This is a genomic window from Nocardiopsis listeri (genome assembly GCF_020741345.1).
Classification (GTDB): Bacteria; Actinomycetota; Actinomycetes; order Streptosporangiales; family Streptosporangiaceae; genus Nocardiopsis; species Nocardiopsis listeri_A.
This window is the reverse complement of the sequence record NZ_DYZD01000368.1, coordinates 1-25,946: the sequence shown is the minus strand read 5'-3', so window position 1 is coordinate 25,946 and position 25,946 is coordinate 1. Positions and strand designations below refer to the sequence as shown.

22 protein-coding genes and 1 pseudogene are annotated in these 25,946 nt (G+C 69.2%); 8 read left to right on the top strand and 15 right to left on the bottom strand.

Translation table 11 applies throughout. The features are described from left to right. Positions 1 to 297 precede the first annotated feature (297 nt). From K8V84_RS19745 to K8V84_RS19725, 5 genes are all read right to left on the bottom strand, one after another. Positions 298 to 882 (bottom strand): TetR family transcriptional regulator, encoded by a 585-nt coding sequence (locus K8V84_RS19745; protein WP_304077102.1) that lies wholly within the window; start codon positions 880 to 882, stop codon positions 298 to 300. Further along, complete coding sequence (locus K8V84_RS19740) at positions 879 to 2,345, bottom strand: MFS transporter (protein ID WP_304077100.1); 1,467 nt, start codon at positions 2,343 to 2,345, stop codon at positions 879 to 881. Before K8V84_RS19740 ends, K8V84_RS19745 begins: the two co-directional genes overlap by 4 nt. A gap of 161 nt (positions 2,346 to 2,506) precedes the next feature. Further along, positions 2,507 to 3,409 carry an NAD(P)H-binding protein gene (locus tag K8V84_RS19735; protein ID WP_304077099.1) on the bottom strand — a complete coding sequence of 301 codons (903 nt, stop codon included), beginning with the start codon at positions 3,407 to 3,409 and terminating at the stop codon, positions 2,507 to 2,509. A gap of 113 nt (positions 3,410 to 3,522) precedes the next feature. Then, complete coding sequence (locus K8V84_RS19730; RefSeq protein WP_304077097.1) at positions 3,523 to 5,046, bottom strand: hypothetical protein; 1,524 nt, start codon at positions 5,044 to 5,046, stop codon at positions 3,523 to 3,525. A 468-nt stretch (positions 5,047 to 5,514) separates the two neighbouring features. Further along, positions 5,515 to 6,045 carry an RICIN domain-containing protein gene (locus tag K8V84_RS19725; RefSeq protein WP_304077096.1) on the bottom strand — a complete coding sequence of 177 codons (531 nt, stop codon included), beginning with the start codon at positions 6,043 to 6,045 and terminating at the stop codon, positions 5,515 to 5,517. A 723-nt stretch (positions 6,046 to 6,768) separates the two neighbouring features. Here K8V84_RS19725 and K8V84_RS19720 point away from each other — a divergent pair. Beyond that, the gene (locus tag K8V84_RS19720; RefSeq protein WP_304077095.1) at positions 6,769 to 7,977 is read left to right on the top strand and encodes a PLP-dependent cysteine synthase family protein; all 1,209 of its coding nucleotides are present in this window, start codon (positions 6,769 to 6,771) and stop codon (positions 7,975 to 7,977) included. Positions 7,978 to 8,178: 201 nt separating this feature from the next. Then, positions 8,179 to 8,508, top strand: a complete 330-nt coding sequence (locus K8V84_RS19715) for a hypothetical protein (protein ID WP_304077094.1) — start codon at positions 8,179 to 8,181, stop codon at positions 8,506 to 8,508. Between the two features lie 138 nt (positions 8,509 to 8,646). Here K8V84_RS19715 and fmdA read toward each other — a convergent pair whose 3' ends face one another. Together fmdA and K8V84_RS19705 are read right to left on the bottom strand one after the other, a co-directional pair. After that, entirely contained in the window at positions 8,647 to 9,903 is a 1,257-nt protein-coding gene (fmdA, locus tag K8V84_RS19710; protein WP_304077093.1) for a formamidase, read from the bottom strand. 517 nt (positions 9,904 to 10,420) lie between these two features. Then, positions 10,421 to 11,527 (bottom strand): DUF4185 domain-containing protein, encoded by a 1,107-nt coding sequence (locus K8V84_RS19705; protein WP_304077092.1) that lies wholly within the window; start codon positions 11,525 to 11,527, stop codon positions 10,421 to 10,423. A 309-nt stretch (positions 11,528 to 11,836) separates the two neighbouring features. Here K8V84_RS19705 and K8V84_RS19700 point away from each other — a divergent pair, with 309 nt between their 5' ends. Beyond that, positions 11,837 to 12,850 carry an alpha/beta hydrolase family protein gene (locus tag K8V84_RS19700; protein ID WP_304077091.1) on the top strand — a complete coding sequence of 338 codons (1,014 nt, stop codon included), beginning with the start codon at positions 11,837 to 11,839 and terminating at the stop codon, positions 12,848 to 12,850. Positions 12,851 to 12,914: 64 nt separating this feature from the next. Here the strand turns inward: K8V84_RS19700 and K8V84_RS19695 are convergent, their stop codons facing one another. Together K8V84_RS19695 and K8V84_RS19690 are read right to left on the bottom strand one after the other, a co-directional pair. Then, positions 12,915 to 14,075, bottom strand: a complete 1,161-nt coding sequence (locus K8V84_RS19695) for an AI-2E family transporter (RefSeq protein ID WP_304077105.1) — start codon at positions 14,073 to 14,075, stop codon at positions 12,915 to 12,917. A gap of 333 nt (positions 14,076 to 14,408) precedes the next feature. Then, entirely contained in the window at positions 14,409 to 16,262 is a 1,854-nt protein-coding gene (locus K8V84_RS19690) for a sigma factor-like helix-turn-helix DNA-binding protein (protein WP_304077090.1), read from the bottom strand. Between the two features lie 535 nt (positions 16,263 to 16,797). Here K8V84_RS19690 and K8V84_RS19685 point away from each other — a divergent pair. The 5 genes from K8V84_RS19685 (at position 16,798) to K8V84_RS19665 (ending at position 19,971) form a co-directional block, all read left to right on the top strand. After that, a complete protein-coding gene (locus K8V84_RS19685) occupies positions 16,798 to 17,478 on the top strand; it encodes a DUF1028 domain-containing protein (RefSeq protein ID WP_304077104.1) in 681 nt (226 codons plus the stop codon). Between the two features lie 49 nt (positions 17,479 to 17,527). After that, positions 17,528 to 18,430, top strand: a complete 903-nt coding sequence (locus K8V84_RS19680) for an SEC-C domain-containing protein (RefSeq protein WP_304077089.1) — start codon at positions 17,528 to 17,530, stop codon at positions 18,428 to 18,430. Positions 18,431 to 18,688: 258 nt separating this feature from the next. Next, entirely contained in the window at positions 18,689 to 19,096 is a 408-nt protein-coding gene (locus K8V84_RS19675; RefSeq protein WP_304077088.1) for a spore-associated protein A, read from the top strand. A gap of 22 nt (positions 19,097 to 19,118) precedes the next feature. Continuing rightward, a complete protein-coding gene (locus K8V84_RS19670; protein WP_304077087.1) occupies positions 19,119 to 19,535 on the top strand; it encodes a spore-associated protein A in 417 nt (138 codons plus the stop codon). Positions 19,536 to 19,554: 19 nt separating this feature from the next. Beyond that, positions 19,555 to 19,971: a spore-associated protein A gene (locus K8V84_RS19665; RefSeq protein ID WP_304077086.1), complete on the top strand. Its 417-nt coding sequence runs from the start codon at positions 19,555 to 19,557 to the stop codon at positions 19,969 to 19,971. Between the two features lie 43 nt (positions 19,972 to 20,014). Here the strand turns inward: K8V84_RS19665 and K8V84_RS19660 are convergent, their stop codons facing one another. The 6 genes and pseudogenes from K8V84_RS19660 to K8V84_RS19635 all read right to left on the bottom strand — a co-directional run. Further along, positions 20,015 to 20,908: a GntR family transcriptional regulator gene (locus K8V84_RS19660; protein ID WP_304077085.1), complete on the bottom strand. Its 894-nt coding sequence runs from the start codon at positions 20,906 to 20,908 to the stop codon at positions 20,015 to 20,017. 74 nt (positions 20,909 to 20,982) lie between these two features. Continuing rightward, positions 20,983 to 22,014 (bottom strand): 4-hydroxythreonine-4-phosphate dehydrogenase PdxA, encoded by a 1,032-nt coding sequence (gene pdxA / locus K8V84_RS19655; RefSeq protein ID WP_304077084.1) that lies wholly within the window; start codon positions 22,012 to 22,014, stop codon positions 20,983 to 20,985. Further along, a complete protein-coding gene (locus K8V84_RS19650) occupies positions 22,011 to 23,225 on the bottom strand; it encodes a four-carbon acid sugar kinase family protein (protein WP_304077083.1) in 1,215 nt (404 codons plus the stop codon). The genes pdxA and K8V84_RS19650 overlap by 4 nt, the downstream gene beginning before the upstream one ends. Next, entirely contained in the window at positions 23,222 to 24,271 is a 1,050-nt protein-coding gene (locus K8V84_RS19645) for a 2-keto-3-deoxygluconate permease (RefSeq protein ID WP_304077082.1), read from the bottom strand. Before K8V84_RS19645 ends, K8V84_RS19650 begins: the two co-directional genes overlap by 4 nt. A gap of 467 nt (positions 24,272 to 24,738) precedes the next feature. Beyond that, complete coding sequence (locus K8V84_RS19640) at positions 24,739 to 25,191, bottom strand: hypothetical protein (RefSeq protein WP_304077081.1); 453 nt, start codon at positions 25,189 to 25,191, stop codon at positions 24,739 to 24,741. A 324-nt stretch (positions 25,192 to 25,515) separates the two neighbouring features. Further along, positions 25,516 to 25,946, bottom strand: a pseudogene (locus K8V84_RS19635) (IS5 family transposase); the annotation flags it as partial.

Here is a 25,946-nt window from a genome sequence, read left to right as displayed (position 1 = left end):
CCTCTCGGTGAGATGAGGATGGCGCCGCGAGGGAAACGGGCCTCCTTCGAGGTGGTTCCGGGCTCTTGCCCGGATCGGCTGCGGGCCTCGCTCACCAGTGAGCAAGCGCAGCCGCCCCCGATGGGGAGTTCGCAAAAATCACAGCGTTCCATGGTTCGATCATGCCCTGTTCTTGTGACGAATGGGCCTCGCGCCGCCTCCCCGGGCCCATTCATTGAGCGGAAGGTGGCGAGAATCTCCTGTTCGGGGGCGTCCTGGCCTTCGCCGCCCCGCTTTTCTCCCCGTCCCGCCGGGCGCTCAGTCGGCGGGCCGTGTCTCCTCCGGGGTGGGGCGGTCCCGCGCGCAGGCGTCGATCGGTTGTTGGACGAGTGGCCCGTACAGGTCCAGCACCGTTTCGCGGGAGACCTCGTCGGTGGGGAACAGCCCCAGGAGTCGGACCCCCTCGGCCAGACCGATCACCTGGCAGGCGACGGCGCTCGCGTGGCGGCGGTCGGGGGTGGTGTCCCCGATCAGGTCGCCGAGACGGGTCAGGAACCGCTCCCGAACCTCCTCGCGGGTGCGGTCGGGGTCGGGTGATTCACGCACGTGTGAGACGGCGACCAGCAGGGGGTCGCGCACGTCGTGCTCGCGCCGGGTGAGGATCTTCTGCACCAGCGCGCGCCCGAGTTCGGAGCGGGGCAGGTCGAGTTCGGCCAGCGGGATCTCGTTGGGTCCCAGCTCGTTGAACAGTTCGGCCTTGCTCCGGTAGTGCTTCATCACCAGGGAGGGTGAGACCCCCGCGGCGGTGGCGATGTCGCGGATGCTCACCTTCTGGTAGCCGTGTTCGGAGAAGAGCGCTCGCGCGTTGTCCAGGATGGTGCTTCGGCTGTCGGTTCTGCTCACGGTTCCACCTTCTCCTGGACCTCCTTGACGATCTCGCGTACCGGGGCGGGCCCGGTGATCACATCATCGCCCTTCTCGTCGCGCTTGCGCGACGGGATGATGGCCCCGAACAGCACACCGGCCACGCACACGGCCAGGCCGAGCCCGTTGGCGGTGAACATGGCCTGGGCGGAGGGGAACACCGCGCCGTTCACGGTCACGGTCAGCGATGCGAAGACCAAGGCCACCACCGCGCTGCCGCTGGAGGTGCCCATGGAACGGACCAGGGCGTTGACCCCGTTGGCCGAGGCGGTCTCGTTGCGGGGCGAGGACGCCATGACCAGAGCCGGCATGGCCGCGAAGGCGATGGCGCTGCCGATGCTGACGAGCATGTTGCCCATCATGATCTCCCACACGGCGTCGTTGTTGAACATCCGCCACGAGTAGGTCAGGCCCATCACCACACCGCCGGTCAGCAGTACGGTCTTTCCGCCCCAGCGGTTGAGCATGCGGGCGGAGATCGGTGAGAAGACGAGCATCATCAGGCCGCCCGGCACCATCGCCAGCCCGGCGACGGCCACGGGCAGGGCCATCCCGTATCCGGTCTCGGTGGGGACCTGGAGTTCCTGGGTGGTGACCAGGCTGTTCAGGAACATCGCGAACCCGGCGAAGTACGAGGAGATGTTGGTGAACAGGACGGGGCGTCGGAAGGCGGTGCGCAGGTTCACCATGGGTTCGCGCATGCGCAGCTGGAGGGGGACCCAGATCGCCAGGCAGACGAGGGAGAGCGTGGTCAGGCCGATGACCTCGCCACTGGTCCAGCCCCACGAGGCGCCCTTGGACAGGGGGAGCAGGAGGCCGACGAGGACGATGGTGAGCAGCAGCGCGCCGACGACGTCGAAGCGTCCGGGGAAGCGCTCGGTGGACTCGTCGAGGGTCAGGGGGATGGCGATGAGGAAGAACAGCCCGACCAGTGCGGTGAACCAGAACAGCGAGGTCCATCCGAACGCGCTGTAGAGCACACCGGACAGTGGCAGGCCCAGGGCGGCGCCGATGCCGAGTGTGGCGCTCATCAGGGCGATGCCCCCGGCGAGCTTCTCCCGGGGCAGTTGGTCGCGCATGATGCTCATGCCCACGGGGATGAGGGAGGCACCGAAGCCCTGCATGGCGCGGCCGACGAGCAACGCGGGGAAGTTCCCGATGAGCGCCGCGATGAGCGAGCCGACGGTCATGACCCCCAAGGCCACCAGCAGCATTCTTCGCTTGCCGTACATGTCGGCCATGCGGGAGACGATCGGGGTGGCCACGGCCCCGGTGAGCAGGGTCGCGGTGACCAACCAGGAGGCGTCGTCGGCGGATACGTCGAGGATCTCCGGCATGTCGGGCAGCAGCGGGATGACGAGTGTCTGCTGTAGCGAGACGATCATGCCGCAGAAGGTGAGGATCCCCATGGTGGCCCAGGAGGGCACACGCAGGACGGCCATACTTCGAACTCCAAAGCGGTGAACGGGTGCGGTGGGGGAAGGGAGGTGGGCGCACGAGAAAAGGGGTGAACGATTGTTCACCCCTTTGAGTGAACACCCGTTCACCCCCGTGGGTCAAACGACCTGCGCCCACTGGGACCAAGGTCACCGTCCGCGCGGGCTCAGAGCAGGGGTCGAAGGTGCGCGTGCGCCCAGGCCGCGAGCGTGGTCGGAGTCGTGGTGAGCACGTCGCGTTCCTGCTCGGGCACGAAGCCCTCGCGCAGACCGGCCGCCATGCCGACGATGCCCTCGGCCTGGCCGGCGCTCAAGCCGACGGAGCGCAGCCCGGTGCGCACGTCGTCATCGGGAACCCGCTCGGCGCGCACCTCGCGACCCAGGGCCGGGCCGAGGATCCGCGCCACCCGCGAGAAACTCAGGTCCTCGGGACCGTGCACCGCTCGCACCCTGCTTCCCGCTCCTTCGCCCGACCGGTCGCCCGCGAGAAGCCCGACCGCCGCGACCTCACCGATGTCACGGGGATCGACCCAGGGCATCGCGAAGTCGAGCGGCCACAGGGAGGGAAGGACGCCCTCGCGAAGGGAGTCCAGTTCCATGAGCAGGTTCGTGAAGAAGTAACCGCAGCGAAGGTGCAGCACGTCGGCCCCGGTGGCGTCCAGTGCCTGCTCGGTCCGGGCCAGACCGTCGATCTCACCGGCCCCGTGCCGCTTCTCGGCGCCCACACTGCTGAGGAACACGGTGCGTCCGATGCCGTTCTCCGTGATCGCGCGGGCCGCGTTGGCCCCCATCCGGGCGTGGCCGGCGATCGGGTCGTCGTCGGTGGTGGGAGGGTCCACCCAGAAGAGCCGGTCGGCGTCCCGGGTCGCGCGCAGGACGGCGTCGGCGTCTCCCTGGTCGCCCCGCACCGTGTCCACCCGTTGCCGGGTGGCCGTGTCGAGTCGGTCGGGGTCGCGCAGGAACAGGGTGGGCCGCACCCCGGCCTGCAACAACAGTCGGACGACCCGTGAACCGACCTTGCCGGTGGGCGTGGTGACGACGATCTTTCCGAGTGCGTGTTCGTGTGCCATGGCCGGACGCTACAAGGGAAGGCGGTCGATTCCCGGCCGCGACTCGACGCAGAAGGGGCGTGGTCCGCGGGGACGGGGAGAGGCGGCGCTCCTTTCCGTCCCCGCGCGATGCCTCAGGCTCGGCTGCGGGCCTTGTAGGCCGCGCGGCGGGCCGCCTTGGCCACCTTGCGGTCCGGGTGCAGCCGGCCCACCGCGTCCAGTACCGGCAGCGTCTGGGGGTGGTCGCCCCGCCACACCTCGCCGGAGCTTTGGAACAGCAGCCGGGTGAAGGGCAGGCCCTCTCCGGGGTCCTCGCTCTTCAACGCGCCGGCCAGAGCGGACTCTCCCGTGTGCAACAACCCGGCGGCGGAGTCGATCGTGAACCAGAGCCCGTGCGAGCCGATCACCTCCTCGACCTCCGCCTGTGGAAGGTCCGGCGCTCCGATCAGGGTGCTCGCCGCGAGACCGGCGACGGCGGGCCGGTCGGAAGCGAGCAGCACGCGCACAGGGGGCAGGGCCGGCCCGCCGAGCGCCCGCAGGACCTCGGAGGCGATGATGCGACGCACCGCCCCGTCCCCGGTGGGCTCGGCGCACGCCTCGGCGATCTCCGCCACCGCCTCCTCCGCCGTGCGAAGGGCGGCCCACGCCTTGATCTGCGCCACCCGAACGTCGCGGGGGAGTCGGCGCAGCGCGTCCAGGAGTTCGACGGCCCCGGCCCGGGCCAGACCGCCGAGCAGGGGCGCCTCGACACCTTCCGCCAGGAACATCCGCCGGACCCCGTACCGGCCGAGCGGGGTGAGCACCGCCGCGCAGACGATCTCCGAGTCCCGAGGTCCGGAACCCGACTCGTCCAGATCCCCCGACTCGTCCAGGGTCAGGGAGTAGATGGGAAGCAGGCCCTTTTCCGGCGCGAACTCCGCTCGCACCTCCTCGCCGGTGTGGTCGATCAGCCGGATACCACCGCCGGCGCCGATCCCGAGCGCGGTCTGGTACAGGGTCATGTGTGCCATCCGACGCGAGTGGTCGATGAGTTCCTCGGACGCACCGCTCAACTGGGCGCCGGGTCGGGCCAGTTCCTCGACGATGCTCGTGGCCAGGGCCGACAGGGAGATCTCCGTGTCGTCGGGTTCCGCGTACAGGTCGTCCAACAGGTCCCGGATCAGACCGGAGCCGAATCGGCCGACGTGGAACAGGTCCTCCGTGCCCGGCTCACCGGCGATGGCCCGCTCGAACAGGTCGACCCACGCGTCCAGGGCCCGCTGCGGGGACAACCCCTCCCGCACCTCGGCGCAGGCCCGGGCCCGCCCCGAGTCGACCTCGATCAGGCCCAGGTCCACCGCGGCGCGCCACAGCGCCAGGAACTCGGGCAGGTCCCGGGCGGCGCGCAGCCGCTTCAGCCTCTCCGCGCGCTCGGCGGCCTGTTCCTCCGTGGAACCCGGCCACAGGTCCAGGTCGGTGGCCAGCGCCCGGATGTCGTCGGGGCGAGGCATGCCCGTCCCCGTCAGCCTGCGTTCCGAGGCGAACCAGTCCGCCAGCGCCAGCAGCTCGCGCAGTGGCCAGGTGCCCCGTGCGGCGAGCGCCAGTTCCTCCTCCGGCGGTAGGGCCACCGGCCGTACCCGTGCCCGTTCCGTCGGCTCAGTGGTCCCCTGACGCGCCAATGTCACTCCTCGTTGTCGGACTCCTACTTTCGGTGTCCACTTCTATCGGTCGGAGCGCCGCCATGTGGGCCTTTCCGAACACAGGGGCGCGTCGTTCGGGCCGAACCCCGGAGTGTGGCCGAGTCCGCTCCTGAACCACGACAGGACTTCCGCGGTCGACGACAACGCCTCCCGCCGGTACCCGGAGCCCGCTCCGTGTCCCCGCGAACCCCCACCGATGAGGCCGGTGGGCATGCCCCGGGGTCAGGTGCCGGTGGTGGACCCGCCCAGGGACCCCCGTGCTCGACGGTGGAGGGGCACGTTGGTCTTCCCGTCTCCCTGTGACTCCTGGATCCGGGACGACCCCTTCCACGACGAAGGGCCTCCGGGCCTTCAGGTGTCGATCTCGAAAATCCGCACCTGCGACCGGAGGCCCTCCTTCGCCGTCACGTCATCACCGGCCCGTACCCGTCCTGGTGATGGGTGCGTCTAGGCCTGGTTGAAATGCCACCTGAAGTCAGGGTTGGCCGAGTTGCGGTAGCCGAGCTTGAGGAAGGATCCGTTCCAATCCGGATTCTCCAGGGTGACGCCGAGTTGGGTGTTCTTCACGGGAATGATCTGATGCGCGTCATCCCCGGTGTCCGATATGTGCCAGCGCTGTTCGTCCCGGTTGTTGCAGGTGTTCTGCTCGACCCGCTGATTGGCGGAGGTGTTGCCATCGTGAGGTTGCATGCAAAGGCCGCTGCGCAGATTGCGGATCTGGTAGGAGGGCGTTCCCGAGCTGTGTCCGGCATAGGTGACGTCCCACTGCATTCCCACGTGGTCGACCGGCCATACACGGATGTCGGTACGTGCGGTGGATCCTCCGTACGGGACCATCTCTGCCCCGTGCCTTTCGAAGGCGATGCGGTAGTCGCCGGGGGCGACGCTGGCGGATGCGGGCGCCGGGGCGGCGAGCAGCAGCCCGACCGCCGTGGCGCAGGCGGTCGCCACGGAGAGTGCTTTGCGATGAATCGACATTATTTTCCTTTTGGTTCGGAGCATGCCGGGAAGATGGTCACCCCCGCCGGCGCAGCCGACCGGGTGATCGATGACAGTTTCTATTTGCGCGCGAGTGGTTTTCAACCATTCCCTCGGAGGTCTTTATCGGTGATGCGTTTTTCGTCTATCCGTAATCAGGGTTTTGGCCTCGGGGGCAGGGGGGAACTGCTGGGATATTTTCTGGAACTTCAGCAGATAACGCATCGCGGAGATGGGGGTGGCGGAGATTTTTAGGCCGTAATTAACTGTGTCCCGAAACCATAAATGATTTCAAGAGGGTGGATCGGCGAAACATCGTCCTTACCAGGATTATTCAGTTCCGATGCCTTGGGTGGGCCCACACGGCCCGCCGCACCACCCCCTGGTGCGCGAGCGAGTCCGCGACCCGCGTGCGGGGATGGTCCGTCCGGCCGGTGCGCCACCACCCTTCCGGCCCGGGGGCGCGACCGCTCCAGGAACGGACCGCGAGGACGTCGGGGTGCGGTCGGCCGCTCATGGTCGCTGTGACTCGGGGCGGGCCGAGCGGAGGAAGACGTGAAAGGAGACGGTCTCCCGGTCCTTCTCGAATCCTCGGTCGGGAGGAACCGAAACCGGCCGGGTCGGCGGCGACCAATCAACCGATTCAGGGTGGAACCGGGAACACCGACGGCGTTCTCCAGGCTCGGTGGTCTCCACCCCCAAAGCCGGGGGTAGCCACGACCCATGACCACGACACAGAGCGGACAGGACACCGGATCCGTCACGACACGGATCGTCGACTACTACGACGGCCGCAAACGGGCATGGGTGAAGGAGGCGATCCGGCTGCTGCACGCCGACGCCACACGTTCGGCGGATACACACGTCTTCCGTTTTCCCCTCCCCCCGCAATGGGGTATCGATCTCTACGTCAAGGACGAGTCGGTGCACCCCTCCGGCAGTCTGAAACACCGCATGGCACGCGCTCTCTACCTGCACGCCCTGTGTTCGGGGTGGATCGGGCCGGACACGCACGTGATCGAGGCATCCAGTGGTTCCACGGCGGTCTCCGAGGCCTACTTCGCCCAGTTGCTCGATCTGAGGTTCACGGCGGTGGTGCCCAAGAGCACCAGTGAGGAGAAGGTGGCGCTCATCAAGGCGTACGGGGGAGCGGTCCAAAACCCTGGGGATGACGGTGACATCGAGAAGGCGGCGGCCCACCTGGCCGAGGGGGACGACAAGGGTCACTTCATGGACCAGTTCACCTACGCCGAGCGTGCCTATGACTATCGGGACGACCACAACGTGGCGGCGACCGTCTTCCAACAGATCGCCGAGGAACGCCACCCCGAGCCGAGTTGGGTCGTGGTGGGAGCGGGGACCGGAGGCACGAGCGCGACCATCGGCAGGCACATTCGTTTCAGTCGTCGCGATACTCGGGTATGCGTTGTCGACCCGCAGAATTCGGCGTTCTTCCCCAACTGGAAGACCCACCGGGGACAGCCCAAGAGCCGGTGGCCGCGGGACCCCTCGACCTGGGAAAAGGGCAGCCCTTCCCACATCGAGGGGATCGGGCGTCCCAGGGTCGAGCCCTCGTTCCTGCCGGCCGTCGTCGACCGAATGATCTCGGTGCCGGACGCCGCCTCGATCGCGGCCATGCGCCTGCTCCTGTCACGGCTGCGCCATCGGGCGGGTCCCTCCACGGGGACCAACCTGTGGGGAGCGCTGCGGATCGTCGCCGAGATGCTCTCCAACGGGCAGAAGGGGAGCGTTGTCATGCTCATGTGCGACCAGGGTGAGCGTTACATGCACAGTTACTACGACGACAAGTGGGTCGAACAGACACTCAGGTTGAACCTGGAGCCCTACACCAAGGCATTGGAGGACTTCCTCTCCACCGGAAACTGGGAGGAACCCGTGGCCGCCACCGTCCCGGAGGCGAGGAAGGCCTGAGGGCGAGGGGCCCGTGCCCCGGCGGGGGCCCTCCGCGCAGCGGCGCCCGTGCCCGAACGCGCAGAGCGAGTCGAGGGTCTCCTGGAAACCCTCCCGGGCGAGCATCGGGGGCGTGGAACACCCGACGCGCCCGTTCACCGCAGTTGGGCCGGGGCAGGGTCGACGGTGCGGTCCCATCTCCGCCTCGATATCGACTCCACTGTGCTTCTCGTACTGGAAGACGGCGAGGTCGCCTTCGTGATGATGCCATTGGACGAGAGGCAACGTGTCGACCGTGCTGACCGGGTGAAGGTGGGGAGCGACGTTCGCCTTTCCGAGTATGGAATCGGCAGGAACTCCTACGCCGCCCATCGCGCCCTTGCGCGGTTTGGTCTGGTTTCGGTAGACATCAGCTCAGATCGGGACGAAAACGGAAGATCACGTGATTTCGACCCACGTTTCTTCCGCGTGCTGCACCGGTTCCTGGTGAATGAGGGTGCCTTCCATGAGGACGCGGTGGAAGTTCTCTCGAAGGCGCTGACCTTGAGGTAGGAACGACCAGCGCAATACTATTCGTGCGGAGGGCGGCCCGGAAGCCCGGGATTGTCGCGATTTGTCCAGAATCGGTTGGCCCCCATGGTATGCGGATCGGCGCTTCGCCGTGATGATCCGATGAAGCGCCGAGTGAAATTATGCCCCCGCGGCCCTCGGGGCACCGATCCCCGGGTCGATCCGCACGGGCCCCGACTTGGAGGGCCGCACGTCGAAGTCGAAGATCGCGGTCGGAAGGTAGACCGTGGCGCACGCGTTCGGGATGTCCACCACGCTGGAGAAACGCCCCTCGATCGGTGCCGCGCCCAGGAGCAGGTAGGCCTGCTCGGGGCTGTACCCGAACCTGGTCAGGTAGTCGATCGCGTTCAGGCAGGCACGCTGGTAGGCGAGCTGGGAGTCCAGGTAGCGCTGTTCACCGTCCTCGGTGACCGAGATTCCGGAGAAGGCCAGCCATTCGGAGTACTGGGGCGCCGTCTTTCCCGGCATGAAGACGGCGTTCCCGCTCACCCCGTACGTCTGCATGCCGCCCTTGATCAGGTCCAGGTGCAGGTCGATGTACCCGCTCATCTCGATGCCGCCGCAGAACGTGATCTCACCGTCGCCCTGGGAGAAGTGCAGGTCGCCGACGGAGAAGTTCGCTCCCGGGACGAAGACCGGGTAGAACACGCGTGTGCCCCGGGTGAGGTTCTTGATGTCCTGGTTGCCGCCGTTCTCCCTGGGCGGGGCCGTCCTGGCCGCCTCGGCGGCCACCCGGTCGAACTCCGAGCCGCTCAGGGTTCCAAGGACCGCGTCCTGTGGTTCGGGCGGCAGCGCCAGGGGCGGCAGCCGGTCGGGGTCGGTCGCGAGCAGATCGCCCTCCCTGCGGTTCCAGCGCGCGAGCATGTCCGCGGAAGGGGCCGTGGCCATCAACCCCGGGTGGGTGATGCCGGTGAACGACACCCCCGGGACGTGCCTGGAGGTGGCCACCTCGCCGTGGAAGTCCCACACCGCCTTGTAGGCGTCCGGGAAGCGGTCGACCAGGAACGAACCGCCGTTGCTCCTGGCGAAGATGCCCGTGTAGCCCCAACCCTGCCCGGCCAGCGGTCCGGAGTCCTCCTGGGGCAGCGGTCCCACGTCCAGGACGTCGACGATCAGCAGGTCACCCGCTTCGGCGCCCTCGACCCCGACCGGACCGGACAGGGCGTGCACCTTGGACATCGGGGCGTCGCGGACGTCCTCGGCCGAATCGTCGTTCTTGATCGCGCCGTCGAACCACTCGCGGCAGTGCATGCGGAACGTCGATCCGGGGCGCACGCGAACGGCGGGCGGGATGTCGGGGTGGTACCTGTTGTGGCCGATGACCTGTTGGTCGGTGAACGGCTTGGACGAGTCGAGCGGAAACAGGAGTTCGGGCATGGTCGGGTCCCTTCCAGACGGACGACCTCAGGGCTTGGGAAGTCGGCGGTGCGCCGGATCGTGTGTGCGGCGCGGGCCGGGCCGCCCCACTTGAGGTGGTGGCGACCGCACAACGTCCGGGGCGTCCGCGCTGCGTTCGGCGCGTTCGTAGGCGCTCGTCATGGCTCCGGAAACGCGGGTGAGCATCGGTGCGCTGAATACCCGACGTGCCTTTCGACGGCAGGTGGGGCAGGGCAGGGTCGAGGGCGCGGTTCCCATCGCCGCCTCGACATCGATGCCGCCGTGCTCGTCGCACTCGAACCGGTACACGACCAAGACGGCCCCCTCGACGGTGAATGTTCCGAAGATCCTGGTGATCGCGCAGCACGACCCGTCACCCACGCGAGCCAGGACGGAAAGTGATGGAGATGGTTCGGAGTGTAATCAAGCGTGGGTGTCGTATGCGGCAGCCGACCGGGTGTGTTCCGGGTGGTTCCCCGGGGAGACCGGGGAACCACCCGCCCTCGGTGAGGGCCCGTTAGGCGGCGAACCCGCGGATCCGGTGCTGCATGACCTTGTAGGGCCAGTCATGGTCGGTGTTCCACTGACTGACGCTCAGGTGCAGCTCCTCCAGGGTGGAACCGGGGATGATGTAGCCGCCGTAGAGCTGGGCCACGTGGGAGTCGTCCTCGTGGCCCCACGATCCGCCATGGACGAGGGTGCGCCGGTGGGCCGTGTACAGGTTCGACGTGGGGGTGTCCATGATGATGCCGTCGATACGATAGCCGCCCGCGTCGAACCAGGTCAGGACCCATTTTCCGGACAGTGGACGCAGGCACATCTCACCGAACGCGCCGTCGAGGATCGGGGTGGGCGGGTTGCCCCAGTCCCACGCGCCGTCGTGGTGCCCCCAGGGCTCGTAGGCGGCCGGGTCGGCGATGGCGACCGAGGGGACCCGGTGCATGATGATCGGCCGGCCGCGGTCGAAGGAGGTGGAGTAGACGTATCCGTCGTCGCCCTCGGCCCAGGTGAGCAACTGGAACAGGCCGTCGTGCAGGTGGGCGTCGAAGTGCGCGTCGGTGTGCGTCCAGGTGGCGCCGGAGTCGTCGGAGCGCCAGATCTCCGTCCACACCACGTTGCCCAGGCCGTTGTTGACCATGGCGTGCAGGTACATGGTCTCGCCGATGGTGATGACGTCGGAGGGCAGGACGGTGGTGAAGACCGGGTTGTCGTGGTCGTAGTGCCACAGTTGCTCGGCGGCCTCGCCCCCGACCGCGCCCGACCACTGGACACCGGCGTCGAGGTCGGTGGTCGTGGAGTACAGGGCCGTGGGGGAGCGCCACCATCCGCCGCCGACGATGGCGGTCTCGAAGCTGTCGCCGAAGACGAAGAGCATCCGACCGTCAGGGGTTCGGACCGGGATGCCCAGGTCGGTGGCCTCCATGCGAAAGCGCGTGGTCAGGCCGGGGCCGGTGAGGTCGCCGATCTTGGTGACCTCCGGCGACTGTCGGGAGGAGGTGTCGTGGGCGCCGGCGGGGGAGCCGGTGCCGAGCAGGAGTCCGGAGCCCAGGAGGGCGCCGGCGGAGGTGCGAAGGAACGTGGACCGGTCGATCCGAGGGGGACCAGGAGTGCGGGGGTCGATCATTGTCGCTCCTACGTGCGAGTGGTCGAACGGTCAGGATCGACAGCCGCGGATGTGGTGTCAACCAGGTGGGGCGGGGTCGGCGGGGCGTCGGTGGAGAGTCGTGGGCCGGTTCCGCGGTGGGCGCCCGGCCGTGGCGCGCTGAGCGCGGGGGCGACGGAGAAGGTAGGAAACCAACATAATATGCGTTCTTGTTGGTTAAAAGTTAACGAATCCGTTATCCCAGGCCCTGGTGCGTTCGCCGCGTCCTCCTGTTTCACTGAGGCCACGGCCACGAAGAGGTGGCCACCCCCCGCACCCTCAGGAGTCGTTTTGAGCCCGAACCCCCCGAACAGGCGCACCCTCCTCAAGAGCGTCGGCGGACTCTCCATCGGACTGGCCGTCACCTCCGGCGGCCTCTTCGCGTCGACCTCGACGGCCCACGCTGACCCGGTCGCCCAGAACCTGCCCGACCCCGACCACGCCGGGCTCCGCCTCGTGGACCACAACGAGGACGATCCCCGCATGTGGTACTACCGTTTCGAGACCCCCGAGATCGGTTGGAACCCCGGCGTCAACGTCCTCGTACCGGACGGCTACCGCGACGACGGTCGCACCTACCCGGTCCTGTACCTGCTGCACGGCGGCGGCCCGGGCTCGGACTTCATCAGTTGGGACCGCACCGGGATCCGCGAGATCTCCCAGGACAAGCAGATCATCATCGTGATGCCCGACGGTGGGCCCTGCGGGTGGTACTCCAACCCGGTCACCTCCAACGTGGGTCCCCGCAACTGGGAGACCTTCCACATGAACCAGGTCCTGCCCTGGGTCGACGCCAACTTCCGCACGCACGCCGAATTCGACGGCCGCGCCGTGGCGGGTTTCTCGATGGGCGGCTTCGGAGCGCTCAAGTACGCGGCCAAGTACTACGGCCACTTCGCCTCGGTGAGCTCCTACTCGGGGCCGGCCAGCATGCGCCGCGACCTCGGGGTGGTCACCCACTGGGCGAACTTCACCTCCGCGGCCTTCGAGCTCGGCGGCGGCATGGTCTACGGGGCGCCGTGGGACGAGGCCCGGGTCAGCGCCGACAACGCGGTGGAGAACGTCGAGCGCTACCGGGGCAAGCGCGTCTTCCTGGTCGCGGGGAACAGCCCCGAGCGCTTCGACCTGTTCGATCGGATGAACGAGGAGCGGGTGCTGGCCGGACAACGGGAGTTCCGTGCCGCTCTGGACGAGGCGGGCATCCCGCACGACTCGCACGAGCCCGATGGCGGTCACTTCGTCCGCCCCGACCTGGTGCGGCGCGACCTGGACGGCATGATCGAACGGCTTCGCCCGGCGGGATGACAGGAAACGCGCCGGTCGGACCGTGTCCGGTCGGGGACAAGGGCGCGATCCCGACCGGACGCGGTCAGGCCTGTGCGCCCGGATCCTCGTCGCGCCCCTGGGCGGACGTCTCGGGGGCCTCGCCGTCCTGGGTCCTGTTCTCGGCGGGGTCGGGGCCGTGGTCCTCTACGGCCAGGGACGGCAACAGCGGGTGTTCGGCGACCTCGTAGCGCCGGATGTAGGTGCCCAGGAACGCCTGCAGACTCGCGCCGATCGGCAACGCGAGCAGCGCGCCCGGCGCACCCAGCACGGCCACACCCGCCAGGACCGAACCGAAGGCCACGGCGGGATGCATGTCCAGGGTCTTGGCGGTGATCCGCGGCTGCAGCAGGTAGTTCTCGAACTGCTGGTAGACGATGACGAACACCAGCATCCACACCGCCGGCCACACACCCTCGACCAACGCCACCAGCACCGGGACCGCGCCGCCGATGTAGGTGCCCACGGTGGGGATGAACTGGGACAGCACCCCGATCCACAGCGCCAGCGCGAAGGCGAAGGGCACGTCCAACACGACCAGCACCACGTAGTGCGCGGCCCCACAGATCAGCGCCAACAGCGCGCGGGAGTACAGATAGCCGCCGGTCTTGGCCACGGCGATCTCCCAGGCCCGCAGCACCTCGCGCTGGGTGCGCGGGGGCAGGACAGAACAGATCACCCGGCGAAAGCGCGGGCCGTCCGAGCACAGGTAGAAGGTGAACAGCGCGACCGTCAGCGCGTTGAACAGCAACACCAGAAGGGTCGTTCCGGCGCCCCAGACGTTGTTGGCGATGCCGGTGGCGTACTGCTCGATGAGACCGCTGGCGCTGGAGACCTCGTTGAGCAGTGTGGTGGGGGAGTAGGAGGTGTCGAACGTGCTGTTGATCCACCTCAGAACGGCCCGGACCATCGTCGGGACCTCGGAGGTGAAGGCCAGGACCTGCCCGATGAGCATGGAACCGAGCATGCTGAAGAACACGACGGCCACCACCAGCACCACGAGCATCACCGCCCCGGTGGCGGGCCCGCGGGGCCAGCGGTGTCGGTGCAGCCAGTTGACCGCCGGTTCCAGGGCCAGGGCCAGGAACAGGGAGATCAACAGCAGCATGAAGAGGTTCTGCAGCTTGAGGAACAGCCACAGTCCGACACCGAATGCCATGACGATCCACAGGGCCAGCAGCATGGCGCGAGGCAGCCACGGGGGCATGCCGCCGCCGCGATCGTGACGCGGGGATCGGGGTGGGGAGGGGCTGGTGGACACGCGGGGTCTTCCTCACTGTCGTCTCGGCACGGCGGGACCCTTGCCGGACGGTGAGGGGAAACCGGTCCTGGAACACGGGGATGTGCGCGGTGGTCTTTCGCCGACCTCGGCGTGGGGCGCCGACGTCGTTCTTCGGTGGAACGAGGTCCACGGTACCGACATCGCGGGCGTGCGACGGGCACACCGGTACGCGGGAGGGCGCGTGTGCGGTGCGGGTGGGGCCCGGGGGAGGGCGGACGGGCGTCCGGGAAGGCTCACGGGAGCCCCTCCCCCGGGGCGTCAGAGGTGAGGGGTCAGGAGGGTGAGCAGGTCCTGGTCCCCACGGTCGGTCAGGTGGGCCATGAGCTCGGCGGGTCCGGCGTCCTCGGGCAGACCGACGGCGTGGGCCAAGGAGGGCGGACCGTCGGTGACCGAACGCCCGGCCAGGTACAGGGAGGCTGAGAAGGGGTCAGCGGGGACGGCGTCCGCCTTGTGCAGCCGGCACAGCACCCGACCCTCGGTGAGGGTGATGAAGGCGTGGTCACCGACCTGGGCGTCCTCCAACAGCAGCAGGGGGCGGATCGAGTTCATCAACGGCTGGTTCTTCCACGCCGCGATGGAGGGGCGATCACCGATGCGCACCGGCAGGCGACACCCCGGTCCCATCCCCACGCTCACGGCGAAACCGCTGGGGATCGGAAAGCCCGAGCCGCGCAGGTGCTCGCCGTTGAGCTCCACCCGAAGCCACCACAGCCCTTCGGGGTCGCGGAAGCAGCGGCGGGTCCGTTCGACCGTCCGCCGGGGCCGGTAGGGGGTCCGCGCCGTCACGACGCCAGGTAGGGCCACCCAACCGGGTCGGGGACGGGCGAACTCGCTGCCGGCGGCCATGGCGCGGATCGAGCTCTCGGTGATGTCGAACCAGTCGGTGACGCGCTCGATGAGCGTGCCCACGGGCATCTCACCGCCCGCTTCTGTCAGTTGGCGGCGCATCGTCTCTTCCAGGCCCAGGTACTCTCTGCCGCCCCAGGCGCGGAGTCCGAACAGCCGCCGGTCCCGGCGCATGATGCGTTCGTCGCCGTGGATGCGCTCTCGGAAACCGGACTCGTTGAAGCCGGTGCCGACCCGTTCGACGAGTTCGTCGAAGTGCAGGGGGCGTCCGACGGCGGTCAGCACGGCGAAGGCCTTGTCGGGGAGGTTGCGGCCCCAGCGCACGAGGTGGTCGTCCATCACCCGCGAGTGCGGCAGCGCGGACAACCACGCCAGGACGTGCTCTTGGGGGACACCACCTTCGAGGGGCCGGCGTTCGGCCTCCTCCAAGGGGATCACGGTCCGCTCCGCCAGTTCCTCGGTGAGCCGCAGGGCCAGGGCCGCGGATTCCTCGGAGGTGATCCAGCCGTCGACGACCCGGTGGTCGGGCAACAGCGTCAACAGGACCTCGCCCACGGGCAGGCCGAGGGAGGGGAGGAGGTCGGGGTACTCGGGGGACAGATCCCAGAAGGCGTCGAGCGGGGTGGCCACACCCAGCTTCTTCGCCAGTTCGGGCAGGTGCGCGGCGGTGCGCGCGCCCCGTGCGCCTTCGAGGCGGGTGCGTACCTCCTGGCCGACCTGCTTGTGGATCTGCCGGATGCGTTCGCGGGTGACCCCGAAGCGTGAACCGAGGGTGTCCAGGGTCTCGGAGCGCAGGGTGAGGACCCGACGGCCGGCCACGGCGCGGCGTCGGGGATCGGCGGTGGCGAACCACCCCTCGATCTCGGTGAAGAGGGGGCCGGTGCCGGGGCCCGTGGGAGGGGCCTGTCGGGGCAGGCGTTCCAGCACGGTCAGGTACAGGTCGTGCAGGTACTTGTGGGCGCCCTCGGCGTCGGGCCACTCGCGTGGGTGGGTGGCCAGGACGTCGGGGTGCTCGTCGGTGAGGTAGAGCGCGGGCATGACCTCGCCCAGGACCCGGTCCTCCCAGTGGTCCAGGGTGAGGTGGGCCAGGCCGGTGGCCAGGTGGTCGGGGCCGACCGTGTGCAGGGCCAGAGGCAGGCTCACCTGCCGCCACCAGTGTTCCTCGAGAAGGTCGGGGTGGCCCAGGGCCTGCTGGACGGAATCTTCACGGGTCTCGTCGAGGGGTGGGACGAGGTGGGCGAGGCGGATGTCGAGGGACCGGGACAAGGGCGACCTTTCCGTGGTCGGGGGATCGGGAGGTGACGGTTCGTAGGGTGGGAACATCACATGTTCCTCCCACGTGCGTGCCACCCGGGACGGGGTTATGCGGGACGCGCATAGCGGTCGCCGGGGCGCCGCCGTCGTTCCTCGTAGCTGCTTCGGTCCATGGACGACATGTTAAACGAGCGGTTCGGCGGCGTTCCCCTGGAGGTTTTGGGGCCGTCCGAAGCCATCGGAACGGTCCTCGGGCGCGATTCGGAGGCAGCCGGCTCCAGGTCCATGAACGAATCCCGGGAGTTCAGCGGCCCCGCCCCTCCCGAGGCCGCCGAGACGCACCGGCAGGACGACACCGGGACCGAGCGCCGCACCCGGTCCGGCCCCGGAGGGACGGGGTCTTCTCCGACGGAGCCGTTCGGGCGGGTCGCGCACCCGCGAGGGGTCCGGTGACCCGGGGCCGCGCCGGGGGTCGTCGTCCCGATCGGTACGATCCTCGGTGAGCCGAAGACCTGGTCGGCCGGGCCGTGGGAGGAACGGAACGTTGTTGTACGCGGGCACCTTCACGATCGTCGCCCACGATCGGAACAGCGGCGCGTGCGGGGTGGCGATCAGCAGTCGGATGCCGGCGATCGGAGCCCTGACGGTGTTCGCGCACGCGGACCTCGGGGCCGTCGCCACACAGGCGCTCATCAACCCGCTGCTGGGAGTGGACGCCCTGGAACTGCTGGGTTCACTGCCCGCGGAGCAGGCGTTGGAAGGGGCGCTGGCCAAGGACCCCGACCCCGATTCGCGCCAGGTGGTCGTGGTGGACGGACAGGGCCGCTCGGCCGCGCACACCGGCACCATGACCCATCCCTGGTGCGGCCACCGGACCGGAGACGGGTTCGCGGTGGCGGGCAACATCCTGACCGGCGCGGACACCCTCGACGCGATGGTCGACGCCTGGTCGGAGAAGTCGGACCTCACCTTCGACGAACGGCTGCTCAGCGCCTTGGAGGCGGGGCAGGCCGCCGGAGGCGACCGCAGGGGCAGACAGAGCGCCGCCTTGTACGTGCACACGGGCAACCCCTACCCCTACCTGGATCTGCGGGTGGACGAACACCCCGATCCCGTCGCCGAACTACGCAGGGTGCACGGGGTGGCCCGGCGGGAGCTGCTGCCGTTCGTGGCGGCCCTGCCCACCCGGGACAACCCCCACGGTTCCTTCGAGCGGCTCCACGAATGACCGGCCGGAGTGAGGTCGGCCACGTACCGGCTGCTTCTAGCCTGGTGGGATGACCGAACCTGCCTACCCGGCCCCGCTCTCGCCCCGGCTGGTGGCGGCCATCCTCGACATGGACCTGCCCCAGCACCTGCTCGACGACCTGGCCCGGACCCCGGACCAGGCTGGTGACATCCTCCTGGGCGCCGCGGCCGAGCTGCGCGAGCGGCGCCCCGACCTGGCCCGTCGGGTGCTGGACCTGTTGCGCGAACACGCCCCCGAGCCCGACTACCGCCAGTACGCCACCCACATGTTGGCGGGTCTGCTCCGCTCCCAGGGCGCGGTGGCGGAGGCCGACGGGCTCATCGACGAGCTGATGGGCCCGGGGGTGCTGGGTCGGCCCATGGCCGCGGTGCTCGCAGACGAGTTCGCCGCCGACGAGGACCTGGACCGCGCCCTGTACTGCTACAACATCGCCTGCCGTAGCATCCTCGCCGAACCGGTGGAACTGCTGGAGCGTATGGACCCCGTGGGCCTGTTGCCGCTGATGGGTCGCGCGCGGGTGCGTGAACGGCTGGGGTTGCCCGCGGACGAACACGACCGCGCGGTACGGGCGGTGGACGAGGCCCGCCCCTCACTGGAAGAGGAGATGGGTCTGCTGGAGGAACCCGTCGAGGAGGGCCCCGACGTCCGGGTGGTGCTCACCGGACGGGCACCGGAGCACTATCCGGGGGTGGAACGCGCGCTGCGCGAAGACGGGAGCGGTCATCGGGTCGTCCTGGCCGACCAGGCGGAGATCGACGTCTACGCGGGCGAGCACGGGCTGGACCCGACGGCGGAGGAGACCCGGAGCGCGTGGGCGCGCACCCTGCCCGAGGATCGCGCGCTCGTCTGGCCACCGGAGCGCAACCGGCCCTGCTGGTGCGGTTCGGGCCGCAAGTACAAGAAGTGCTGCGGCTCCCCCTCGGTGCGATGAAACCCCGGTGGCCGCATGTGGCAACCGGCCCGGGTGATGGTGCACCGGAAGGCTTTCTCGATTACGGAGTGTTTGTCCGGCATTGTCCCAGGTGAATTCGGACTCAGAGCGGCGAGAGGCATGGGAATCGGTATCGGGTTTCTTTTGAATCCGGGTTCATAAAGCGTTGTCGTAAGAAAAACAAATGGCGGACACAAGTGGCTCGTGGCACGCTTCACCTCGTCTCCCTAACGGGGGCGAGACAAGAGGAGTACGTACATGAGAGCACTTCGTGGAGCCGCCGTCGCCGCGGCCCTGGGACTGGCGACCACGGCGGTCCTGGTCGCCTCCCCCGCCCAGGCGGCCGCGTACAACGACGCCTGCGGTGCGGGATACGGCGTCGTCAGGAAGATGGACATCGGTGATTCCGGCACCGCCTTCCTCACCTACAACGCCTCGAACGGCTACAACTGCGCCGTGACCGTGCGTAACGCCCCGGGTGATCCGATCGAGATGGTGGTCGGCATCAAGCGCACCGCCGACGATCCCGCCGACGCGGTCCAGGACGCCGATATGTACACCACCTACGCGGGCCCGGTCTACCTGCACGCGCCGGCGACCTGTGTGGACTGGTTCGGCCACATCGGCGGCGACAACAACAACAGGAACGAAGACGCCTGCGACTGAGGCGCGCGGAGGAGAGGACAACATGAAGAAGCTCGTCCGGCGTTCTCTGGCCATCGCAGGGACCGCCGTGTTCGCCACCACCGCGCTGTGGACCACCGCCTCGCCCGCGTCGGCCGCCACGTACAACGGCGCCTGCGGAAGCGGGTACTCGGTCCTGGGCTCCGACAACGTCGGCCAACTGGGGACGGTGTTCCTGACCTACAACGACTCCACCGGTCAGAACTGCGTGGTGACGATCCGCAACAACCCGGGGCAACCGGTGACGTGGATGAACGCCGGCGTTCGTCTCAGCGGCGATCCGGGCTCGGCCGTGGAGGACCCGGGTCACTACACCACCTACGCGGGACCGGTCTACCTGCAGGCGGCCGGCAAGTGCGTCGACTGGTCCGGGACCATCTCGAACGAGAACGGCGGAGCCGTTGACAGCTTCTGCGGCTGATCCACACGAGGGAGAAGACATGGGCAAGCACGTTCGAAGGACCTTCGCGCTGGTGGCGGCGGCCGGCATCGGTGCCGCCTCGCTGGTCGGAGCGGCCTCACCCGCGGCGGCGGCAGCGGAGTACAACGGTGCCTGCGGGGACGGCTACGCCGTCATCAACAGCTACGACCTGTCCTCGGATCGAGGCACCATCTTCCTGACCTACAACGACTCCAACGGCCACAACTGTGTGACCACCGTGCGCACGGTCGCCGGGACCACCACCCTGGTGGAGGCGATGATCCGGGTGAGCGGCGGCTCCGACTGGATCATCGACTCCGATGACTACACCACCTACGCGGGACCGGTCTACGTGGAGGCCGCGGGCAAGTGCATCGACTGGGGCGGCACGATCGGTACCGAGACCCGGACGTTCTCGAATGAGCACTGCGGCTGACCCCCGCACCCGAACGAGGGGTGGGCCCGCCCGGGGCCACCCCTCATCCGTGCTCTGGGCCGCGCAGGCGGTGCAGCTCCGAACGCAGCTCGTCGGCGAGGGTCAGCGCTCGCTCCAACCCCGGATCCGGGGTCTGGTCCCGGCCACGGCTTCTGTCGGGACGGGTCAGGGACGGCCCCGGCGCGATGTTCACCTGTTCGGTGGACCCGGCCGCCTCGATGTCGAAGACCACCCGGTCCGACCGGTGCCAGCTCTCGAACCACTCCAGGGGAGTGCCGGAACGGTCGAAGGTGCCGCCCTCCAGGAGCAGCAGCGGGGAGTTCTCGGGTACACCGAGCTCCCGGGCGATCCCCGCGTCGGCGGGAACCGCCCGGATCTGGCGTCGGCCACCGGAGGGCACCACGCCGAAGCGCGACTCCATGAGCCTGTGCAAAGAGGAATCGGTGAGCATCGCCGCGTCCAGTCCGGCGAAGCGGTCCGCGGGCAGCCAGGTGCGCACGTAGGACAGGGGGTCCCCGTCCACCGAACGCACCCGTTCCAGACGGAGCAGGGAACGCGTGCCCAGGTGTTCCTCGGCGGAGGGCACCCCCGAACGCACCGGGTCGAGGGAGACCACCTTCGTGGAGAGGGTGAGCCCCTCGGCGGAGAACTGGTCGAACAGGCCGGTCACCCGTTGCACCAGTCGGTGGTGTTCGGTGCGCACCGCGGCGACCGCCGCCCGGCCGTGCGGGCGACGGACCACACCCTCGTCCTCCAGGGTCGACAGCGCCTGACGCACGACGCTGCGCGAGACGCCGAAGCGTTCGCGTAGGGCGGCCTCGCTGGGCAGGGTCTCCCCGGGGGCGATCGTATGGTCCTGGATCTGCGCGCGCAGCACGTCCGACACCTGGGAGTGCAATGGGCGCGGGTCGGAGCGGTCGACAGGCATGACGGCCATTCTAGGCAGTGCGAAGGGGCCACCCGCTCGGTGAACGGGTGGCCCTTGAACGGGACGCGGGGCCTGGTCCGGGCTCAGGCCGCGGTCCGGGTGGCCCGCCAGACGTGGCCCCAGCCCGGGGCGAGTTCGGCGGCCCGACGGAGCGCCAGCACCAGGCTCGCCTCACGGGCGATCCCCTGTCCGGCGATGTCGAAGGCGGTGCCGTGGTCCACCGACACCCGAACCACGGGCAGACCCGCGGTGATGTTGACCCCGTCGTCGCCGTAGACCGCCTTGAACGGCGCGTGTCCCTGGTCGTGGTAGCAGACCGCCACCAGCTTCCACTTGCCGCGCACCGCCGCCGGGATGAGGGCGTCGGCGGGGATCGGTCCGTGGGCGTTGATGCCCTCGGCGCGGGCGAGTTCGACCGCCGGGGCGAGCACGTCGGCGTCCTCGTCGCCGAAAAGCCGGTTCTCGCCCGCGTGCGGGTTGAGTCCGGCCACGCCGATGGGTTCGTCCGGGGAGCCCTGCGCGTGGGCGAAGGCGTTCATCAGCCGCAGCACCTCGAGGGTGCGTTCCGGGGTGACGTCCTCGATGGCCCGTCGCAGCGACACGTGCGTGGTCAGGTGGAAGAAGGACAGTTCACCGGCGGACAGCACCAGGCTGTAGTCGCGCACCCCGAACTCGTGGGCGAGCAGTTCGGTGTGGCCGGGCCAGTTGTGCCCGCCCAGGTGCATGGCGGCCTTGTTCAGCGGCGGGGTGACGATGCCCTCGACCAGGCCGCGCTTGGCCAGGTCGACCGCCTCGATCACGAACCGGGCGGCCCCGTCACCGGCTTCGGCGCTCAGTTCACCGGTCGGTACGTGGCCCAGGGAGGGGCCGGTCTGCACGATGTCGATCACCGAGGGATCGTCGGCCGCGTCGGCGGGGGAGTCGACCGGGTTGACGGCGGAGGGGTCGCCGCCCACCGCGGTGACGGCTTTGCGCAGCGCGTCGACGTCACCGACGACCACCGGTCGGGAATGCTCGCGTACCTCCGGGTGGTGCAGAAGGGACTTGGCGGTGATCTCCGGACCGATTCCGGCGACGTCGCCGAGGGTGACCGCGAGGGTGGGGCGGTGGCTCATGCGTTGGTGCCTTTCGTGTGGCGGACCGCGTCGGCGGCCTCGATGAGGGCGTTGGGACTGCCGAAGCCCCCGGCCTTGGTGACGATGGAGCGCCCCTCGTGAGGGCCTCCGCTGAGGGTGCCCAACGGGATGCCGGGGGCGACCTCTCCGGTCAGGGTGATGGAACGTGCCCGCAGCGCCTCGGTCAGGGCGCGGGCGCCGTCGCCTCCTGTGACGACGAAGCCGGACAACGGGTGTCGCTCGGCCACGCGCGCCGCCAGCTCGCCGAACCGGCGCGCCACGAGCGCGGGGGCCAGGCCACCGTCACGGTCGTCGGGCGCGACCAGCGCGGTGTGCGGGCAGGTGGGGTCGAACCCGGTCACGATCTTGTCGGACCATGCCCGCCACGCCTGGTCGTCGCCCAGGTCGAAGGTGGAGGGCTGCTCCACCCGGGTCCACTCGTCCACGACCAGCTCGTGAACCTGCCCGCGGGCGGCCTGGTGCAGTGAGGTGACCACCACCAGCGCCGGGGCGGGCTCGCGGACCGGGCGCCAGGACTCGGCCAGACGGGTCGCCAGGCCGGCCGAACCGACCGGGACGACGCGGTCGCCCAGGAGCGTGACGGCCGCGGCGATCCGGGCGAGGTCCTCGTCGCTCTCGGCGTCGACCACCGCGACCGGCCCGGCCTCGCGCAGTCGTTCGGCGTCGCGCTCCGGGTCGGTTCCGGTCAGACGCACGTGCCGAGCGTCCAGGAGTTCGGCGACGCGGCTCTCGGTCACCGGGGAGACGGGGTCGGTGCCCACGGCGGTGCGGTGCACCTCCACGCCGTCCACCAACAGGACCCCGTCACGGACGACGCGACCGTTGGCGGGGAACGCCGTGCACACCACCGCGACCGAACCCGGGTGCCAGGCCGACAGGGCGCCGTCGATCTCGGCCCGGATGGGGCCGCGCAGCGTGGAGTCGACCTTCTTGTAGAGCAGCCTCGTGCCGGCCTCGCGCAGTCGGCGCACCTCGGCGGCGGCCGCCGCCGAGGCCTGCTCGTCGGGCAGGGCCCGGGAGTCGGTGGTCACGGCGACGACGTCGGCTGTGGCGTGGGCCGCGGTCAACTGGAGTTCGGTGCTCCAGCCGGCGCGTACGAACTGGACGGCTGTGTCGCCCGCGCCCGTGAGGTCGTCGGCGACCACGGCGATGTGCGGCGCGGATGATGCGTTGTGAGCGGTGGCGCTCATGACCGGTCCCCCTTCGTGACGGTGTCCGTGGGATTCTCGGCCCCGTCGAGTGCGGCCTGCTCGGCCCGTTCGGCCTCGGCGGGCCGGGCGCCGGCGCGGCGCAGTGCCCAGGTGGTGACCAGCGGCGCGAGCAGGGCGGTCACCAGCACGCTCGCAGCGACCTGGGAGGTGGCGGTGCCGACGTAGGCGGCGAAGGACGGGTCGGCGGCGGCGACGATGGCCGGGGTGGCCACGGCGTTGCCCGAGGCCGTACCGGCGGCGAACCCGATCCCGGACTCCCCGCCGCGGCGCAGCAGGAAGCGGTACCCGAGGTAGACCATGCCGCCGGTGAACAGGACGATCACGACGCCCATGACGATGCCGCCGAGACCGCCGCGGGCGACGTCGCCCAGGTCGATGCCGGTGCCCAGGGCGAAGGCGAAGAACGGGATGACGATGCCGGGCACGGGCTTGAGCACCTCGCGCCACTGGGCGTCCACGTTGCCGATCACCACGCCCAGCAGGAACGGCAGGATCGCGGCGAGCAGGGTCATGAAGGGGATCTGACCGAGCCCGGAGGCGCCGATGAACAGTAGGGCGAAGAACGGGCCGTCGTTGATCGCGCCGGCGATGTAGGCGCCGCGGTCCTTGGTGCGTCCGTACTGGCCGGTGATGGCCAGCCACAGGCCGCCGTTGGCGTTGGTGGCGGCGGCGATCATCGCCAGGATCGACACACCGAGGACGCCCTCGGGTCCGGTGACCATGGCAAGGGCGATGATGAGCAGGCCGGGCACGATGCTCTTGCCCAGCAGGACCACACCGGTGGTGGCCAGGACGGGGCCACTGGTGCGGAGGGTGACCTGGGTGCCGGTCGCGAAGATCAGCAGGGCGATGAGCGGCATGGCGCTGTCCTTGAACAGCGCGGTGGTGAAGCTGCCGATGTCGAGCGCGCCCGGGGCGAAGGTGCCCAGGACCGATCCCAACACCAGCGGGACCAGCATGGTCCCGCCGGGGATCTTGTTCAGCCAGTGGTAGAGGGGAACCACCGACCCGTGGTCGTCACGCATGAGTGTCCGTTCGAAAGGGCCCGTCGGTCGGCATGTCTCAGGGCCGGGTCACGTATTGTCCGTACAGAGTGTACGTACAATTTTGTTTCGCGCCACCCCCGACTCACATCCGAGCACGCCGAAGCGGGCCCTGCGACGCTCGGATCCCCGACGGGAAGGGCCTTTCGGAAAATGTGAATCGGACGGATCCGCTCGTGCCCGGTCGCACCGCCCCGGCGGCGGCCGCCGGATGGTGACCCCGACGTGCCGCCCGGACGAAGGCACCTTCACCCCGGATCACGGCGACGGGTTCCGGAAGGCCTACGACCTGGAAAGGGCCGTGCGATGGGCCACCGCGAGGCCGTCGGGGTCGGAACCGGCCCTTCCCGACCGCGTGGAAGGAGTGGGCGCTCCCCACGAAACGTCCTTGGACACCGTTGTACTCCGGCTCGGGGCCAAGGGACAGGATCGCCTACACCTCGCCGTCCTCACCGAGGAGGGCGCGCGAACGCCTGGAAGGGGCCGTGCGCCTCGTTCTCGTAACGGTAGGAGAACACCTCGTCCGCCTGTCGGCCCTCTCCCGTGTTCGGGTCCTTCCCGTCGAACCCGGAGTGGGTCCGCGCCTCGTTCTCCAACCGCTCCAGCGCCTGTTCGGGGGAGGTGACGTCGGGACCGAACGACCTGACCTGGATGAAGCGGCGTCGAGCGTTCGGGGTGAAGAAGACCTCGAAGGTGCGGTCCGCGGACGGCACCTCCTCACGGCTGCAATCCTCGGGCACGTGCAGGTGGAAGCCCTGATCGTCATCCCAGAGCCTGTATCCGTCGGGTACGGGATCCTCCTCGGGTTCGGCGACACCGCCGGTAACGCTCTCCTCCTTGTCGTCGGGGGAGCCGCCCGCGGTGAGGAGGTCGTCGGGCAGGACGAATATCGTGGTCGGCATCAGGACGATCGGGAACCCCACGACCGTGAACGATCGGACCGGATAGGGCGACACCGACCGCACGGAGACGGCTCCACCCGAGGGCTCCGGGAAGGAGACGGTCCTCAACGGTGGTGATGTAGCGGTTGATGTCCATCTCCTGGAACATCGACCAGTTCTCGCGCCCGGCCTCTCGGATGCTGACCCGGGGCCCTTCCAGTGGGGGGTGGGCGGTGGCACGCCACCGTTCGCGCGTCCAGGACCGCAGGGCGTTCATCCCTGAGAACAGTGTGGCGACCGTCACCGCCGGCCCCGCCGTCAGGGTCGGTGTCCTTAGAGCTCATCTCATTTGGAAAGTCTGCGGAAGCAAATCAACGTGCAAGCGATACCGGTGAACGCGAGGAAGTGTTCGGCTTTGCGCTCGTAGCGGCGGTGGAGTCGGCGGCATCCGGCCAGCCAGGCCATGGTGCGCTCGACCTGCCAGCGGTGGCGCCCCAACCTCTTGGAGGACTCCACACCCTTGCGGGCCAGGCGATGGACGATTCCGCGTTCGCGGAGCCATCGGCGCAGGTGGTTGTAGTCGTAGCCTTTGTCTCCGTGGAGCTTGCCTGGTTTGCGTCGCCTGCGGCCTCGCCTGGACCGGATGGGCGGTATCGCGCGAATCAGCGGTTGCAACGCTTGGCTGTCGTGCAGGTTCGCACCCGAGATCGGCACCCCGGTCCGATCGGTGATCAAGTGGATCGTGGCGCCCTTCTTGCCCCCGATCGACAGGATTC

What these genes read in the sequence shown, in the direction of transcription:
- K8V84_RS19740 (WP_304077100.1), bottom strand. Translation starts at nt 2,345, where the DNA reads ATGGCCGTCCTGCGTGTGCCCTCCTGGGCCACCATGGGGATCCTCACC.
- K8V84_RS19735 (WP_304077099.1), bottom strand. Translation starts at nt 3,409, where the DNA reads ATGGCACACGAACACGCACTCGGAAAGATCGTCGTCACCACGCCCACC.
- K8V84_RS19725 (WP_304077096.1), bottom strand. Translation starts at nt 6,045, where the DNA reads ATGTCGATTCATCGCAAAGCACTCTCCGTGGCGACCGCCTGCGCCACG.
- K8V84_RS19720 (WP_304077095.1), top strand. Translation starts at nt 6,769, where the DNA reads ATGACCACGACACAGAGCGGACAGGACACCGGATCCGTCACGACACGG.
- fmdA (WP_304077093.1), bottom strand. Translation starts at nt 9,903, where the DNA reads ATGCCCGAACTCCTGTTTCCGCTCGACTCGTCCAAGCCGTTCACCGAC.
- K8V84_RS19705 (WP_304077092.1), bottom strand. Translation starts at nt 11,527, where the DNA reads ATGATCGACCCCCGCACTCCTGGTCCCCCTCGGATCGACCGGTCCACG.
- K8V84_RS19695 (WP_304077105.1), bottom strand. Translation starts at nt 14,075, where the DNA reads ATGCCCCCGTGGCTGCCTCGCGCCATGCTGCTGGCCCTGTGGATCGTC.
- K8V84_RS19680 (WP_304077089.1), top strand. Translation starts at nt 17,528, where the DNA reads ATGACCGAACCTGCCTACCCGGCCCCGCTCTCGCCCCGGCTGGTGGCG.
- K8V84_RS19675 (WP_304077088.1), top strand. Translation starts at nt 18,689, where the DNA reads ATGAGAGCACTTCGTGGAGCCGCCGTCGCCGCGGCCCTGGGACTGGCG.
- K8V84_RS19670 (WP_304077087.1), top strand. Translation starts at nt 19,119, where the DNA reads ATGAAGAAGCTCGTCCGGCGTTCTCTGGCCATCGCAGGGACCGCCGTG.
- K8V84_RS19665 (WP_304077086.1), top strand. Translation starts at nt 19,555, where the DNA reads ATGGGCAAGCACGTTCGAAGGACCTTCGCGCTGGTGGCGGCGGCCGGC.
- K8V84_RS19660 (WP_304077085.1), bottom strand. Translation starts at nt 20,908, where the DNA reads ATGGCCGTCATGCCTGTCGACCGCTCCGACCCGCGCCCATTGCACTCC.
- pdxA (WP_304077084.1), bottom strand. Translation starts at nt 22,014, where the DNA reads ATGAGCCACCGCCCCACCCTCGCGGTCACCCTCGGCGACGTCGCCGGA.
- K8V84_RS19650 (WP_304077083.1), bottom strand. Translation starts at nt 23,225, where the DNA reads ATGAGCGCCACCGCTCACAACGCATCATCCGCGCCGCACATCGCCGTG.
- K8V84_RS19645 (WP_304077082.1), bottom strand. Translation starts at nt 24,271, where the DNA reads ATGCGTGACGACCACGGGTCGGTGGTTCCCCTCTACCACTGGCTGAAC.
- K8V84_RS19640 (WP_304077081.1), bottom strand. Translation starts at nt 25,191, where the DNA reads ATGCCGACCACGATATTCGTCCTGCCCGACGACCTCCTCACCGCGGGC.